The 15541-nt window shown below is 65.7% G+C and carries 14 protein-coding genes and 1 pseudogene; 11 read left to right on the top strand and 4 right to left on the bottom strand.

Annotation, left to right across the window (positions count from 1 at the left end):
- Window positions 1-459, top strand: a complete 459-nt coding sequence (locus BLV97_RS16430) for a DNA polymerase III subunit chi (RefSeq protein ID WP_035838363.1) — start codon at window positions 1-3, stop codon at window positions 457-459.
- Between the two features lie 77 nt (window positions 460-536).
- On the opposite strand, the gene BLV97_RS16425 is transcribed toward BLV97_RS16430, so the two are convergent.
- Entirely contained in the window at window positions 537-1916 is a 1380-nt protein-coding gene (locus BLV97_RS16425; RefSeq protein ID WP_035838361.1) for an L-serine ammonia-lyase, read from the bottom strand.
- A gap of 86 nt (window positions 1917-2002) precedes the next feature.
- Window positions 2003-2701, bottom strand: a complete 699-nt coding sequence (locus BLV97_RS16420; protein ID WP_035838359.1) for a glutathione S-transferase family protein — start codon at window positions 2699-2701, stop codon at window positions 2003-2005.
- Window positions 2702-2899: 198 nt separating this feature from the next.
- Between BLV97_RS16420 and rpiA the strand changes: the two genes are divergently transcribed.
- From rpiA to BLV97_RS16390, 6 genes are all read left to right on the top strand, one after another.
- The gene (gene rpiA / locus BLV97_RS16415) at window positions 2900-3688 is read left to right on the top strand and encodes a ribose-5-phosphate isomerase RpiA (protein WP_035838357.1); all 789 of its coding nucleotides are present in this window, start codon (window positions 2900-2902) and stop codon (window positions 3686-3688) included.
- A 39-nt stretch (window positions 3689-3727) separates the two neighbouring features.
- Window positions 3728-5086 (top strand): glutathione-disulfide reductase, encoded by a 1359-nt coding sequence (gor, locus tag BLV97_RS16410; protein WP_035838355.1) that lies wholly within the window; start codon window positions 3728-3730, stop codon window positions 5084-5086.
- 67 nt (window positions 5087-5153) lie between these two features.
- Window positions 5154-6323 carry an FtsH protease activity modulator HflK gene (hflK, locus tag BLV97_RS16405; protein WP_035838353.1) on the top strand — a complete coding sequence of 390 codons (1170 nt, stop codon included), beginning with the start codon at window positions 5154-5156 and terminating at the stop codon, window positions 6321-6323.
- Window position 6324: 1 nt separating this feature from the next.
- Window positions 6325-7311 (top strand): protease modulator HflC, encoded by a 987-nt coding sequence (gene hflC, locus BLV97_RS16400; protein ID WP_081824898.1) that lies wholly within the window; start codon window positions 6325-6327, stop codon window positions 7309-7311.
- Entirely contained in the window at window positions 7308-7502 is a 195-nt protein-coding gene (locus BLV97_RS16395; protein WP_035838351.1) for a DUF2065 domain-containing protein, read from the top strand. The genes hflC and BLV97_RS16395 overlap by 4 nt, the downstream gene beginning before the upstream one ends.
- Window positions 7503-7669: 167 nt before the next feature.
- Window positions 7670-9148 carry a DegQ family serine endoprotease gene (locus BLV97_RS16390; protein WP_035838349.1) on the top strand — a complete coding sequence of 493 codons (1479 nt, stop codon included), beginning with the start codon at window positions 7670-7672 and terminating at the stop codon, window positions 9146-9148.
- A 187-nt stretch (window positions 9149-9335) separates the two neighbouring features.
- Here BLV97_RS16390 and BLV97_RS16385 read toward each other — a convergent pair whose 3' ends face one another.
- Window positions 9336-9872, bottom strand: a complete 537-nt coding sequence (locus BLV97_RS16385) for a peptidoglycan-binding domain-containing protein (protein WP_051645843.1) — start codon at window positions 9870-9872, stop codon at window positions 9336-9338.
- A 162-nt stretch (window positions 9873-10034) separates the two neighbouring features.
- Between BLV97_RS16385 and BLV97_RS16380 the strand changes: the two genes are divergently transcribed.
- Window positions 10035-10358, top strand: coding sequence for a 2Fe-2S iron-sulfur cluster-binding protein (locus BLV97_RS16380; protein ID WP_035838348.1), 324 nt, complete (start codon window positions 10035-10037; stop codon window positions 10356-10358).
- A gap of 111 nt (window positions 10359-10469) precedes the next feature.
- Here the strand turns inward: BLV97_RS16380 and BLV97_RS16375 are convergent, their stop codons facing one another.
- Window positions 10470-10901: a DUF1489 family protein gene (locus BLV97_RS16375; RefSeq protein ID WP_035838346.1), complete on the bottom strand. Its 432-nt coding sequence runs from the start codon at window positions 10899-10901 to the stop codon at window positions 10470-10472.
- A 113-nt stretch (window positions 10902-11014) separates the two neighbouring features.
- Between BLV97_RS16375 and BLV97_RS16370 the strand changes: the two genes are divergently transcribed.
- The 3 genes and pseudogenes from BLV97_RS16370 to BLV97_RS16360 form a co-directional block, all read left to right on the top strand.
- Window positions 11015-13279 (top strand): adenosylcobalamin-dependent ribonucleoside-diphosphate reductase, encoded by a 2265-nt coding sequence (locus BLV97_RS16370; RefSeq protein ID WP_035838344.1) that lies wholly within the window; start codon window positions 11015-11017, stop codon window positions 13277-13279.
- Window positions 13280-13630: 351 nt separating this feature from the next.
- Window positions 13631-14746, top strand: a complete 1116-nt coding sequence (locus BLV97_RS16365; protein ID WP_035838343.1) for an AAA family ATPase — start codon at window positions 13631-13633, stop codon at window positions 14744-14746.
- 415 nt (window positions 14747-15161) lie between these two features.
- Window positions 15162-15541 (top strand): annotated as a pseudogene (locus tag BLV97_RS16360) (IS5 family transposase); the annotation flags it as partial.

Raw genomic sequence — 15541 nt, 5'->3', positions numbered from 1 at the left:
GTGGGGGCGGCGCGCTTCTACCATCTGACCCGCTCGGCGGTGGAGGCTGCGCTGCCGATGCTGGTGGGCAAGTCGCTGGAGGCCGGCTGGCGGGTGGCGATCCGCGGCACCGAGGCGGCGCGGATGCGCTGGCTTGACGAAAAGCTGTGGCTTGGCCCGGAAGAGGGCTTTCTGCCGCATGGCCTGGCGGGCGGGCCGCACGACGCCGACCAGCCCGTCCTGCTGACCACCGCGCCCGAAGCGCCCAACGGCGCGGCCTGCGTGATGGCGATCGACGGCGCCGATGTCACCGCCGAAGAGGTCGCCGCGCTGGAACGCGTCTGCATCCTCTTTGACGGCAACGACCCCGACGCTCTGGGCCGCGCGCGGGCGCAGTGGAAGGCCCTGACCGAGGCCGGCGCCTCGGCCCAATACTGGTCCGAGGAAGACGGCCCCTGGCGGATGAAGGCCGAACGCTAGCCGCCTTCGCGGGGTCGGCCCCCCGTTCATCTTGGCAAAAATACTCGCTTCCCGGTTCTCCCCCGGAGCGCGCCGCGTCAGCAGTTCGGCACGTTCACCGCCAGACCGCCCAGCGAGGTTTCCTTGTATTTCTCGTGCATGTCGCGGCCGGTCTGACGCATCGTCTCGATGCAGGCGTCCAGGCTGACCAGATGCTGCCCGTCGCCGCGCAGCGCCAGCGACGCGGCCGACACCGCCTTGATCGCGCCCAGTCCGTTGCGTTCGATGCAGGGCACCTGCACCAGCCCCTTTACCGGGTCGCAGGTCATGCCCAGATGATGCTCCAACGCGATCTCGGCGGCGTTCTCGACCTGCTCGGGCGTGCCGCCCAGCACCGCCGCGAGCCCCGCCGCAGCCATCGCGGCGGCCGATCCGACCTCGGCCTGACAGCCGCATTCCGCCCCGCTGATCGAGGCGTTCACCTTGCACAGGCCGCCGATTGCCGCGGCGGTCAGCAGGAAATCGGGGATCCGCGTGGGCGTGGCGCCGGGGACGTGATCCAGCCAATAGCGGATCACCGCCGGCACCACCCCGGCCGCGCCGTTGGTGGGTGCCGTGACCACCTGGCCACCGGCGGCGTTTTCCTCGTTCACCGCCATGGCGTAGACGCTCATCCAGTCGTTGATGACATGGGGGGCGGTCAGGTTCATCCCGCGCTCGGCCTCAAGGGCCGCGTGGATGCCCTGGGCGCGGCGGCGCACCTGCAGCCCGCCGGGCAGGATGCCGGTGGTGGACAGGCCACGGTCGATGCAGGCCGACATGACCTGCCAGATCCGGGCGAGGCCCGCGTCGATCTCGCCCTCCGAGTGGAAGACCCGTTCGTTCAGCCGCTTCATCTGCGCGATCGAGCGGCCCGAACGCGCGGCCATCTCCAGCATCTCGGCGCCGGAGCGGAACGGATAGGGCACGGGCGAGCGCGCATTGACCTTCTCGGCGGGCAGGGCGTTCAACTCGGCCTCGGTCAGCACGAAGCCGCCGCCGATCGAATAGAACACCTCGCGCATCAGCACGTCGCCCTGGGCGTCGGTGGCCATCAACACCATCGCATTGGCATGGCCGGGCAGGGGGGTGTCGTAGTCGAAGATCAGATCGCTTTCGGGGGCGAATGCCAGTTCGGGTAGGCCCGGGGGCGCCACCCGCCCGCTGGCGCGGATCTGGGTCAGGGCGGCCTCGGCCTTCTGGGCGTCGTAACTGTCGGGCTGAAAGCCGGCGAGGCCCAGGATGGTGGCGCGGTCGGTCGCGTGGCCCACCCCGGTGAAGGCGAGCGAGCCATGCAGCGAGGCCCGCAGCCCCTTGGCCTGGAACGGTGAGGCGCGCAGCATGTCGAGAAACCGCCCTGCCGCCACCATCGGCCCCATGGTGTGGCTGGACGAGGGGCCGATGCCGATCTTGAAGACGTCGAAGACGGATAGGAACAAGGTTTTGCCTCCTGCTGCGCGGCCCGACCTTGCGGCGCGGCGCGCCGGGTTACCAGCGGGAAAACGACGCTTTGCGGCCGTTTCGGTCAGGTCGCGCTGCCCTCTGGCGGGGTGGGGTGGCGCGGTGCGGACAGCGGCGTCGGGCCCAGACCTTCGGCCTTGGCCGCGCGCAGGAAGGCGGGGCGGGTTTCCAGCCGGGCGGCCATCTTCTGCAGGAAGGGGAAATCGTCGAGGTCGAACCAGTCGTGATCGGCGTCGTAGGGATAGAGTTGCGGCCAGCGCAAGAGCAACGCCAGATAGCAGCACAGAACCGAAGGATGATCGGGATCCAGCCAGCCGTGCCCCTGGGCGCCGAGCCGGTCGATCAGCCCATAGGCGCGCAGCAGGCGGGCGGTCGCGGCCTCGATGTGCATCTCCTGCGCGCGGTGTTCGGGCGGGGCGTATTTGCGCGGCGCGAACAGCATCCGCAGATCGGCATGCAGGGTGTTCGAGGTGTAGAACAGCCATTTCAGGAAGGCGCCGCGGTCGGGCGCGCCGGGCTGCGGGGCCATGGCGGCATGGGTTTCCGAAAGCCACAGCAGGATGGCGCCGGTCTCGGACAGCGCGCCTTGCGGGGTTTCCAGCACCGGGATCAGGCCGATCTCGTTCAGCGCGCGGAACTCGGGGCCGTCCTGCTCGCGCACCGCGCGGTTCACCAGCTTGGTCTGGTAGGGCTGGCCCATCTCCTCCAGCGCGAAGCGGATGATCAGCGAGGCATTGTCCGGGGCGTAATGCAAAAGATACATGGCGACTCCTGTTTTCGCCCTTGTGGCCCGAATCGCGCCGCAGGTCACGGGGGGGCGGGCCTGATTTCACGCAAGCCCGGGCGCCATGCGTCACATCCCGCGTGACATCGCGGCCCCGGGGCGCGATCGCGGCAATTCCCCCTCGCCCCTCGGCGCGCGATTGCCTATAACCGCACAAACCCTGCTACGGAGACATTCATGGCCGCAGAGCTTTCGCCGATCGACAAGGCCAAATTCGTTGCCGCCAAGCGGGCGGTGGAATTCGTCGAGGACGGTATGCGCCTGGGGCTTGGCACCGGATCGACCGCCGCCTGGATGGTGCGCTGCGTGGGCGAGTTGGTGCGCGAGGAAGGCTACCGCATCACCGGTGTCCCGACCTCCAGCCGCACCGCCGATCTGGCGCGGCAATGCGGCATCACCGTGGTCGGCCTGGATGAGGCCAAGTGGCTGGATCTGACGATCGACGGCGCGGATGAATTCGACGGCCAGTTGAACCTGATCAAGGGCGGCGGCGGCGCGCTGTTGCAGGAAAAGATCGTCGCCACCGCCAGCGACCAGATGATCGTGATCGCCGATGCGGCGAAGGAGGTCTCTCAACTGGGCGCCTTCCCGCTGCCGATCGAGGTGGTGCCCTTCGGCTGGCAGACCACCAAGGCGCTGATCGAGGAGACGCTGGTCAGCCTTGACGTGCTGGGCCGGGCCGCGACGCTGCGCATGAACGGCGATGCGCCCTATGTCACGGATGAGGGCAATTACATCATCGACCTGCATCTGGGCCGGATCGGCAATGCGCGGCAGATGGCGCTGGTGATGAACCAGATCCCCGGCGTGGTCGAGAACGGGCTGTTCATCGACATCTGCGACATCGTGGTGATCGGCCATGGCGACGGCAAGGTCGAGACCCGCGACATCAATCAGGGCACGGTCGAGGAAGACCGCATCGAATTCGCGCCCACCGACAACGTCTTTGCCGATCTCGGCGACTAGGCGATTGGCCGACCGGCGCGGCAGAACAGCAGGAACGACATGACTTTCGACTACGATCTCTTTGTCATCGGCGGTGGCTCGGGCGGGGTGCGCGCGGCGCGGATCGCGGCGAGCGAAGGCGGTGCACGCGTCGCCCTGGCCGAGGAATATAGGCTGGGTGGCACCTGCGTGATCCGCGGCTGCGTACCCAAGAAGCTGATGGTCTTCGCCTCGGAATATCCCGGGGCGGTCGAAGACGCGCGCGCCTACGGCTGGGACGCGCGGATCGGCGGCTTCGACTGGAAGAAGTTCCGCAAGGCGCTGGACGCAGAGCTGGACCGGCTGGAGGCGGCCTACCGCTCGGGGCAGGAGAAGGCGGGCGTCACGATCTACGATCAGCGCGCCGTGGTTGCCGATCCGCACCGGGTGCGGCTGGCCGACGGAACCGAGATCACCGCCAAGCATATCCTCGTGGCGACCGGCGGGCACCCTTTCGTGCCCGATTTCGAGGGCGCCGAACTGGCGATCACCTCGAACGACATCTTCCTGCTCGATGCGCTGCCGAAGTCCATCCTGATCGTCGGCGGCGGCTATATCGCCAGCGAATTCGCCTGCATCCTGAACGGGCTTGGGGTGGAGGCGACGCAATATTACCGAGGCGCCCAGATCCTGCGCGGCTTTGACGGCGAATGCCGCGGCCATGTCGCCGAGGCGATGCGTGACAACGGCATCCGCATCCATTGCGGCACCGATGTGCTGCGCATGGAAAAGGTCGATGGCGGGATCAAGGTGGCCTCGACCGACGGGCAGGAACGGGTCTTCGACGCGGTGATGTATGCCACCGGCCGCACGCCCAACAGCCACGGCCTGGGGCTGCAGGACCTGGGGGTCGAACTGGGCCGGCGCGGAGAGATCAAGGTGGACGACTACAGCCAGACCTCGGTGCCCTCGATCTATGCGGTGGGCGACGTGACCGACCGCATCGCGCTGACCCCGGTGGCGATCCGCGAGGGTCAGGCCTTTGCCCAGACGGTGTTTGCCGGCAAGCCCACCAAGGCCGATCATGAACTGGTGGCAAGCGCGGTGTTCACCCAGCCCGAATTCGGTTCCGTCGGCCTCAGCGAGGAAGACGCGCGCGATCAGGAGGCGGTCGAGATCTACCAGACCGCCTTTCGGCCGATGCAGTCGCTGTTTGCCGGCCGCCGGGATCGCGTCTTGATGAAGCTGGTGGTCAGTGCCGAAACGCGTAAGGTTCTGGGGTGCCATATCGTCGCGCCCCAGGCCGGCGAGATGATCCAGTTGGCGGCGATCGCGCTCAAGATGGGCGCAACAAAAGAAGACTTTGACCGCACGGTGGCGGTTCATCCGACCATGGCCGAGGAACTGGTCACCATGAAGACCCCGGTCAGGAAAGCTTGAATTCGCGCCCTGCGTGCCCAAGTTTCACGCAGACGTGAAGATGCGATGACGAACAGAAGGAAGCCAGATGGCGGGCAATAACGGGGGACCCTGGGGCGGTGGCGGCGGCGACGACGACCACGACAGGGAGCGGGACAGAGATCGGGATCGCGGCGGGCGCCGCCCGGGCGACGGCCCTCAGATCCCCGAAATCGACAGGATCATGAAGAAGGGCCAGGAACAGCTGCGCGTGCTGATGGGCGGGCGCGGCAATGGCACGGGCGGTCACGGGTCGGGGCAGGGCGGCAATCCGTTCAGCCCGGCCTATCTGCTGATCGGCGCGCTGTTGCTGGCGCTGATCTGGCTTTACGCCTCGCTCTACCAGGTCAAGCAGGAGGACCGGCTGGTCAAGGTGTTCCTCGGCCAATATGCCGGCATCGGCGATCCGGGTCTGAACTTCGTGCCCTGGCCCTTGATGACCGCGACGGTCGTGCCGGTGACGGCGGAACGTTCGACCGATATCGGCGGCGGCGCGGCGGGAAGCAACGATTCCGGCCTGATGCTGACCCAGGACCAGAACATCGTCGATGTGCGCTATCAGGTGGTCTGGAACATCTCGAACCCCGAGCATTACATGTTCAACATCGCCGATCCCGCCGACACGGTGCGCGCGGTGTCGGAATCCGCGATGCGCGACATCATCGCCCGCACCGACCTGGCGCCGATCCTCAATAAGGACCGCAAGGCAATCGCGGATGAGCTGAAATCGGCGGTACAGAAGACCCTCGACAGCTACCGCGCGGGGATCAGCATCATCCGGGTGAACCTCGACAAGGCCGATCCGCCCAAGGAGGTGATCGACAGCTTCCGTCAGGTGCAGGCCGCGCAGCAGGAACGCGACCGGCTGGAGAAGGAGGCCGACGCCTATGCCAACAAGGCCGTCGCCGCCGCGCGCGGCCAGGCCGCGCAGCTGGTGCAGGAGGCCGAGGGCTACCGCGCCAAGGTGGTCAACCTGGCCGAGGGCGAGGCAAGCCGCTTCGACTCGATCTACGCCGAATACGTCAAGGCCCCCGAGGTCACCCGCAAGCGGATGTACCTCGATACGATGGGCCGGGTTCTGGGCGATATGAACAAGGTGATCCTCGACGGTGTGGGGGGCGGCGGAACCGCCAACCCGGGGCTGGTGCCCTATCTGCCGCTCAACGATCTGATGCCCAAGGGCCATGCGGCCGCGCAACCCAAGTCGGGAGGGAACTGAGATGCGTAAACTCGCCTATGTCCTGCCCGCGCTGGTGATCCTGATCGCCCTGGGCCTGTCGTCGATCTTCATCGTCGATCCGCGCTACAAGGCCCTGGTGCTGCAGTTCGGCGCCGTGGTGAAGACCGTGGAAAAACCGGGTCTCTACTTCAAGCTGCCCTTCGTGCAGTCGGTGGTTTACTATGATGGCCGGATCCGCGGCCTGTCGACCCCGCCGCTGGAAGTCACCCCCAGCGACGATCGCCGCCTTGTGGTCGATGCCTTCGCGCGCTGGAAGATCACCAATCTGGTGGCCTTCCGCGAGGCAACCGGCGCCGTCGGCATTCCGCTTGCGGAAAAACGCCTGCAAGACACGCTGATCGACGCGATCCGCGGCGTTCTGGGGCAGGTGCCTTCGAACGCGGTGCTGTCGGATGATCGCACGCCGCTGATGAACCAGATCCGCGACGTGGCGCGGCAGAAAGCGGCGAAATCGCTGGGCATCGACGTGATCGACGTGCGGCTGACACGCACCGACCTGCCCGATCAGAACCTTTCGGCCACCTATGCGCGCATGAAGGCCGAGCGCGAGCGCGAGGCTGCCGACGAGATCGCCCGCGGCAAGGAGGCGGCGCAGACCATCCGCGCCACCGCCGACCGCACCGCGTTGGAATTGACCTCGGCGGCGCAGAAGAAGGCCGACGTGATCCGCGGCCAGGCCGACGCGAAGCGCAACGCGGTCTACGCGGCGGCCTTCGGCAAGGATCCGGAATTCTTCGCCTTCACCCGGTCGCTTAGAACATATGAAGAGGCGTTGAAGGGCTCGAACACGACGATCGTGATGACCCCCGACAACGAGTTCTTCGATTATCTCAACACCGATCGCGGCCAGGCATCGGCCGGCCGGACGCCCGCGCCCGGCACGAAGGCGCCGGTCCCGATGCCGATGCCCATGCCCGCAACGTCGTCGGGCGGGGCGGCGCAACAGTCGGCGGCGCCGAAGCCGTGAGCGAGCTGCTGCGCGCCATCGGCATCGTTCTGGTGGTAGAGGGGCTGGTCTTCGCGCTGGCCCCTCGGCGCATCGAACAGGCGATGGCGATGTTGTCGATGCTGTCGGTCGATGCGCGCCGCTATCTGGGCCTGGCCACGCTGGCGGTGGGGGTGACGCTGATCGCGCTTGTCGGTGCCTATGCGCGCTAGGCGGCGCGCCGGTGTCCCGCGCCATCCTCGGCGATGATGCGCCAACCGCCCCCACGGCGGGCTGACAAAAGCGGCCGCCGCGACATCCGAAACGATGTACCGAGGCGCCAAGAGGTGTATGCTAAAGACCGCACCCCGCGACGGATCAATTGAAGAAGGAGCCCTCCGTGCAATCCAAGGCTTATCCCCGTCTGGCCCCTGATCCCGCCCGCGCCTGGGTCGTCGCGCAATGGGTGACGGCGCTTGTCCTTGGTCTGGCCTTGCTGTTCGCGCAGGCACTTTCGGCGCAGGCCCGGGGCACGCCCGAGGGCTTTGCCGATCTGGTCGCCAAGGTCAGCCCGGCGGTGGTGGATATCACCACCTCGACCATGGTGGCGGCCTCGGCCGACAACGCGCCGATCGTGCCAAAGGGGTCCCCATTCGAGGACTTCTTCAACAATTTCATGGATCAGAACGGTAAGCAGCGACCGCGGCGCAGCCAGGCGCTTGGCTCGGGGTTCGTGATCTCGGAAGACGGCTACATCGTCACCAACAACCACGTCATCGAGGGCGCCGATGACATCCGGGTCGAGTTCAAGGACGGCGATCACTACGAGGCTAAGGTGATCGGCACCGATCCCAAGACCGACATCGCGCTGCTGAAGATCAAGGCGGACAAGCCATTGCCGTTCGTCAGTTTCGGCAATAGCGACGACGTGCGTGTGGGCGATTGGGTGCTGGCGGTGGGCAATCCGCTTGGCCAGGGCTTTTCTGTCAGCGCGGGCATCATTTCCGCCCGCAACCGGGCGCTGAGCGGCACCTATGACGATTATTTCCAGACCGACGCGGCGATCAACCGGGGCAATTCGGGCGGGCCGCTGTTCGACATGGGGGGCAAGGTGATCGGCGTGAACACCGCGATCCTGTCGCCCAACGGCGGCTCTATCGGGATCGGTTTCTCGATGGCGTCGAACGTGGTCGTGAAGGTCGTGGACCAGCTGCGCAAATATGGCGAGACGCGGCGCGGCTGGCTGGGCGTGCGGATCCAGAACGTGACATCGGACATGGCCGAGGCGATGGGGCTTCCGAAGGCCGCGGGCGCCCTGGTCACCGACGTGCCCGAGGGCCCCGCGAAGAAGGGTGGGATAAAGCCGGGCGACGTGATCCAGCGCTTCAATGGCAAGGAGGTTGCCGACACCCGCGATCTGGTGCGCATGGTTGCGGATGCGAATGAAGATCAGGTGGTGCCGATCGTGGTGTTCCGCGACGGCAAGACGATGACCCTGGATGTCAAGCTGGGCCGCCGAGAATCGGCCGAGCAGGACAGCGGCGCGGCGAAGAAGCCGACCAAGGCGCCCGAACCGGCCGAGACGAAGGCTCTGGGCATGACGCTGAGCCCGCTTACCGCGGAGCTGCGCGACAAGATGGGCCTGACCCCGGACATGCAGGGCATCGTCATCGTCGGGCTGGACGAAAGCAGCGAAGCCTATGCCAAGGGCCTGCGCGAAGGCGATCTGATCACCGAGGCCGGCCAGGCGCCGGTTGCCTCGATTGCCGATTTCAAGAACAGGATCGACGAGGCCCGGCGTGCCGGCCGCAAGTCGCTTCTGGTGTTGATCCGTCGCAATGGCGAGCCGCGCTTCGTCGCGTTGTCGGTGGGCAAGTAGGGGCGGGGGCGCTGCCCCCGCACCTCCGGCGTATTTGAAGAACAATGAAAGCGGAGGCTCTTTCGCCTTCGCCTTGGCGGAAATCCTCTGCGGGCCCGCTGCTGGGCCGGCATCGGTGCACGCGACGATGGCGACGGCACATGAGACCCCTGGCACGGAGGTGGCGCTTCGGGCGGGGGCGGCGCGGTCAGTCGTCTTGGTGGCGCAGGTCCCACAGGCTGTAGGTGGCAAGGCCCAGTTCTCGTGCCGCGCCGAGAGACAGCTTGTCGGTGTCCAGCCCCAGCGGCGCCTGGTAGCGCCGCACGGCGCGCCGGGTGGGGCCATCCATTTCCCCGGTCAGCGGCGCGTTGTAAAGCCCGCGCGCCTTCAGCGCCCGTTGCAGCGAGGCGATGAAATCGGCGGTCATCGTCGCCGGGCAGGGCGACCGGAACCAGATGTCGCGGCTGTTCTGCACGATCCTTTGGTCGGTGACCGAGCGAAACACCCCCGGGGCGGTTTCCACATGTTCGCTGACGGTCTCGATCACCGCGGGCAGGGTGGTATGTGTCCAGCATTGCCCCGGTACGGTCGAAGGCGGCCCGGGCTGGCTGCGGTGCACGATCTCCGAGGCCAGCGAATAGCCGTCGATATCCTTGGGGCCGGCCTCGACGTCGCGCGGACCCGCTGGCGGGGCACAGGCGGTCAGCGCAAGGGCGCTAAGCCCGATCAGGAAGGGTCGGATCATCTGCTCGCCGGTATTGCCCCGATTTCGCGCAGCTTAGTCGCTTGTCGCCCGCCAGGAAAGCTTTGCCGCAGCGCGCCCGCCATGGTGTGCCGGTCCCTCTGGAAACCCGCGCCGCTTTCGCCTAAGACGCGACTGAAAAATGAGCGGGCTGCCGAGGACGTCATGGCGAAGATCACCTATATCGAATTCAACGGCAAGGAACATGTGCTGGAGGTCCCGAACGGGCTGACGGTCATGGAGGGTGCGCGCGACAATGGCGTGCCAGGCATCGAGGCCGATTGCGGTGGGGCCTGCGCTTGCTCTACCTGCCATGTTTATGTTCATCCCGAGTGGGTCGAAAAGCTGCCGCCGCGCGAGCCGATGGAAGAGGACATGCTTGATTTCGCCTATGAACCTGATCCGGTGCGGTCGCGTCTGACGTGCCAATTGCGCGTGACCGACGCGCTGGATGGGCTGGTCGTTCAAATGCCCGAAAAGCAGATCTAGCCGAATCCGCCCTAACCCGCGCCGGGCGCGCCCCAGACCGCGCGGGGTGCGGCCGCCGGGGCGGCGACGTGGGCGGGGACCGGGCGGCGAGGGCGCAAGCGGAAGGCGGGGTCAGCGCAGGCCGATCTCGGCCAGGGCGGCGGCGAGTTCGGGGGGCAGATCCTCTTCCTCGGCTCGACCCGTGGGAAGATCGCGCGGCGCGTCCTGTGCGGCCAGGTAACGCCAGCCCTGGAATGGGCGGCGCGGTGCCGGTTCGGTGCGGATCACCGCGTCGTCGAGGATCAGCGCGCAGCGGCGTACCCCGTCGGCGCCGATACGTTCTTCCATCCCGGTGATGCGCTGCCGCGCGCCGATCACCCCCTTGAACACCCAGTAAAGCGATCCGCCCGCCAGCACCTCTGCCTCGCGCTTGGGCCACATGCGGGTGACGTGCTGCAAGGGGCGGCCCGGGTTTTCGGCACGCCGCATCGCCTGCCAGCCCAGCAGGTCCTGCACTTCGTCGGCGCCGACGCAGAGCTTTAACAGATTCACAAAATCGGCCATGCCTTCCCCCGTCACCCCTCAATATAATGCGGCGACCGGGGGGGCAATGCGTTGACCCTTTCGCCTGCGCCGCGTATCTTGATCTCCCTCCTGCCAGAGCCAAGGATACCCCGATGACCCGTTTCTCCGCCCCGATCGCCGCGCAGATCTGGGACATGAAGTACCGCTTCAAGGACGATGCCGGCCTGCCCATCGACACAACGGTCGAGGACAGCTGGCGCCGCATCGCCCGCGCGCTTGCCTCGGTCGAGAAGGACACGGCGCATTGGGAAGAACGCTTCTATGCCGCGCTGGAGGATTTCAAGTATCTGCCGGCGGGGCGGATCACCGCGGGCGCCGGCACCGGCCGGTCGGTGACGCTGTTCAACTGCTTCGTCATGGGTACGATCCCCGACGACATGGGCGGCATCTTCGACATGCTGAAGGAAGCCGCGTTGACCATGCAGCAGGGCGGCGGCATCGGCTACGATTTCAGCACCATCCGCCCCCGCGGCGCCGAGGTGAAGGGCGTGGCCGCCGATGCCTCTGGCCCGCTGTCGTTCATGGACGTGTGGGATGCGATGTGCCGCACCATCATGTCGGCCGGTTCGCGCCGCGGTGCGATGATGGCGACGATGCGCTGTGACCATCCCGATATCGAAAGCTTCATCGAAGCCAAGCGCGATCCGGCGCGGCTGCGGATGTTCAACCTGTCGGTGCTGGTGAGCGATGCCTTCATGGCGGCGGTGAAGGCCGACGGCCCGTGGGAGTTGAAGTTCGACGGCAAGGTCTATCACACGCTGAACGCACGCGATCTGTGGAACAAGATCATGCGCTCGACCTATGATTATGCCGAGCCGGGGGTGATCTTCATCGACCGGATCAACGCGATGAACAACCTCGCCTATTGCGAGACGATCAGCGCCACCAACCCCTGCGGCGAACAGCCCCTGCCGCCCTATGGCGCCTGCCTTCTGGGTTCGATCAACCTCGCCCGTCTGGTCACCGACCCGTTCGGCGCGGGGGCCGCGATCGACGAGACGGCACTTGACGATCTGGTCGCCACGGCGGTGCGGATGATGGACAACGTGGTGGATGCCAGCCGTTTCCCGCTGCGCCAGCAGGCCGAGGAGGCCGCGAACAAGCGCCGCATCGGGCTTGGCGTGACCGGCCTGGCGGATGCGCTGCTGATGCTGGGGTTGCGCTACGGCAGCGCGGAGGCGGCGGCGCAGACCGAGGCGTGGATGAAGCGCATCGCGCGGGCGTCCTATCTGGCGTCGGTCGAACTGGCAAAGGAGAAGGGCGCCTTTCCGCTGTTCGATGCCGATAAATTCCTTGCCTCGGGCAACATGCACCAGATGGACGAAGACGTGCGCGCGGCGATCGCCGGGCACGGCATCCGCAACGCGCTGCTGACCTCGATCGCGCCGACCGGCACGATCAGCCTCTATGCCGGCAACGTCAGTTCCGGGATCGAGCCGGTCTTTGCCTATGCCTATACCCGCAAGGTGTTGCAAAAGGACGGCTCGCGCACCGAAGAGGAGGTCGTCGATTACGCCGTGCAGATGTGGCGCGACCTGAAGGGCGACGTGCCCTTGCCCGATTATTTCGTCAACGCCCAGACGCTGGCGCCGATGGATCATGTGCGGATGCAGGCGGCGGCGCAGAAATGGATCGATTCGAGCATCTCGAAGACCATCAACTGCCCCGAGGACATCAGCTTCGAGGCCTTCAAGGAGGTCTATCTGGAAGCCTACGAGACCGGCTGCAAGGGCTGCACCACCTACCGCCCGAACGATGTGACCGGTTCGGTGCTGTCGGTCAGCGAGACGACCGAGGCCGCGCCCGAGGCCGACGCGGGCGCCGATGTCGTCTACCTGTCCGAGCCTTTGGACCGTCCGCAGACGCTGGAGGGGCTGACCTACAAGCTGAAGTGGCCGGGATCGGAACATGCGATCTACATCACGATCAACGACATCATCATCGCGGGTCACCGGCGGCCCTTCGAGGTGTTCATCAACTCGAAGAACATGGAGCATTACGCCTGGACGGTGGCCTTGACGCGGATGATCTCGGCGGTATTCCGGCGCGGCGGCGATGTGTCTTTCGTGGTCGAGGAGTTGAAGGCGGTGTTCGATCCGCGCGGTGGGGCCTGGATGAAGGGCAAGTACATCCCCTCGATTCTGGCGGCGATCGGCGGGGTGATCGAGGGGCATCTGATCTCGATCGGCTTCATCGAGGGCGAGGGGATGGGGTTGAAATCCGACCCTCAGGCTGAGGTGGTGGTTGTAGGTGAGCGCCCCCGCGGCCCGGCCTGCCCGTCGTGTGGCAGCTATGAGATGCGGATGGTCGAGGGTTGCATGACCTGCGCCGACTGCGGGCATTCGAAATGTTCGTAGGGTCAGGTGGACTTGTTGTTTATTGATATACCGACCCGCAATTATAGCCCACAACCCGGCTAAATTGCCCACTTTGACTTAGTATTAAAGCCCACCGGCTCCCTGAGAGCCGGTGGTTTCTTTTCTTTTCAGCATCTTACCTATTGGCGTCGATTTGTTTTTGAAATCACGCTGTTCCCGGCTCTGGGCTCTTGATCCTTCTACTCTCGGCTTGACGGCCTTGGCGCCTCTACGCATCTTCCGTCCGAAGACCCGGGTCCTTCTCCAAAGAAACCTTCCACCGCCTGGCTGCTCAGCCGGATGGGGAAACCGAGGCGGCGTATGCCGCTTCGGCAACGGACGAGGATTCCCATGCCCCGCATACCCTTCATCGATGCCACACTTGGCCTGCCTGACCAGAGCGCCGATCTGATCGAGGCCCGACTGAGAAACTTTCACCGGAAGCTGCTCGAGGCCGCCGCACGCAAGAACAGCGCGGAAACCAACCCTTTCGACCATCCCCTGGGTTGCGACCTCGAACTGGACGCGTCTCCGCGAAAAATCCTGATGAATGACAGGCGCGTCAACGACCGCATCCGCTGTAGGGCGAAAGAGTTGACCCTGCGCCGTAAACGCCGCGACAAGCTGAGCCATCTGACTCGCGATGAACGCGACACCCTCGGGGTGCTGAAGGACGGCGTCGGGCTTGTTGCGATCCCAACAGAGCACCGGGCTGATGAACTGGCCGCCGCACTCCATGATGAGATGCCTTGGATGGCGCCGGCGACAGAAGTCGTCTGGCACGCGATGCGGCGTGCCGTGAATTCGGACGATGGCATCCTGAAGATCCCGCCCCTGATCCTCGATGGCCCGCCCGGCATCGGCAAGAGTGCCTGGGCACGCCGCCTGGCGGAGATGCTGGGGGTCCCCTCCAGTGTCGTCGAGGCCACGAACGAGAACGCTGGGTTCGCGGTCGCCGGCGTTCAACGTGGCTGGAGTTCCGCCACTCCCGGGAAGCCGCTTCAGACTATTCTGCGCAGCTTGGTCGGCAATCCAATCATCATCGTCGACGAGATCGAAAAGGCCGGATCCGTTCATTCCTCTTCCGGGAAGTCTCATGGTCTTGCCGAGGCCCTGCTGCCACTCCTGGAGCCGGCTTCGTCACGGCGCTGGGACTGCCCCTACTTCCGGGTCACGTTCGACATGTCTTGGATCAGTTGGGTGCTGACCTCGAACCGCCAGATGCTGCTTCCGGAGCCGTTCCTGAGCAGGTGTCACTTGGTTCGCTTGCCTCAACTGGGGACGGATGACTTGATCTCCTTCGCCGGGCGCCAGTCGGAACGGAGGAACTTCTCAACGGCATCGCAAGATGCGATCGTCGCGGCGATCTGGCAATCGGCCGGCCGCGACCAACGTATGAGCCTGAGAACGGTGATCCGCATGCTGGATCTCGCGGAAACACTCGAGGCGCGACCGCTTCTGCATTAGCTCAACGGGGCCGGATAGGCGCCGACGCCAAGTGCAGGGCGGAATAGTGCATGCCGATACTGAAGCATGATCCGACTGACGGGCAAGGCGTCGCTCTGACCGCGGTCAGGCGGTCAGCAATGCGCAGGTAGCCGACATGAAACCTGGGCCACTCGAAAATGCGGCACATGGCGCTTCCGGCCCCGAGCCGCCACTCTACCTCCTGGTGAGCAGCGTCCGCTTCGCGCCCCCATCTCGGACGTTCAGGCTCGAAATGCAAGTCCCTGGAACCTGCCGCTCAACGCGGTGCTGGTCGGGGCAACCCAGCGTGACATCGCTGGCATCGTTCCGCATGCTTTAGTTGACTGACTAGGGTCAGGACCCATTGATTTCCGGTTGGCCGCGTGATTCACAGTTCGAAAAACGAGCGGTGAACATGTCTGATCTCTTCTGGCTGACGGATGCGCAGATGGCGCGTCTTGAGCCCTTCTTCCCCAAGTCACACGGCAAACCCCGCGTTGATGATCGGCGCGTGTTGAGTGGAATTATTTTTATCAATCGCAATGGTTTACGGTGGCGCGATGCCCCTGCTGCCTATGGGCCGCACAAGACGCTGTACAACCGTTGGAAACGGTGGAGTGACAAGGGCATCTTCGCCCGGATGATGGCCGGTCTGGCCGCCGAGCATGGCGAAAAGAAGACTGTGATGATCGACGCCACTTACCTGAAGGCACACCGAACAGCGACCAGCATGGGCGTGAAAAAGGGGGGCGTGGACGCCTGATTGGCCGGACAAAGGGCGGCATGAACACCAAG

Origin of the sequence: Allgaiera indica, assembly GCF_900106675.1 — a bacterium.
GTDB lineage: Bacteria > Pseudomonadota > Alphaproteobacteria > Rhodobacterales > Rhodobacteraceae > Acidimangrovimonas > Acidimangrovimonas indica.
This window is presented reverse-complemented; position numbering and strand designations above follow the sequence as displayed.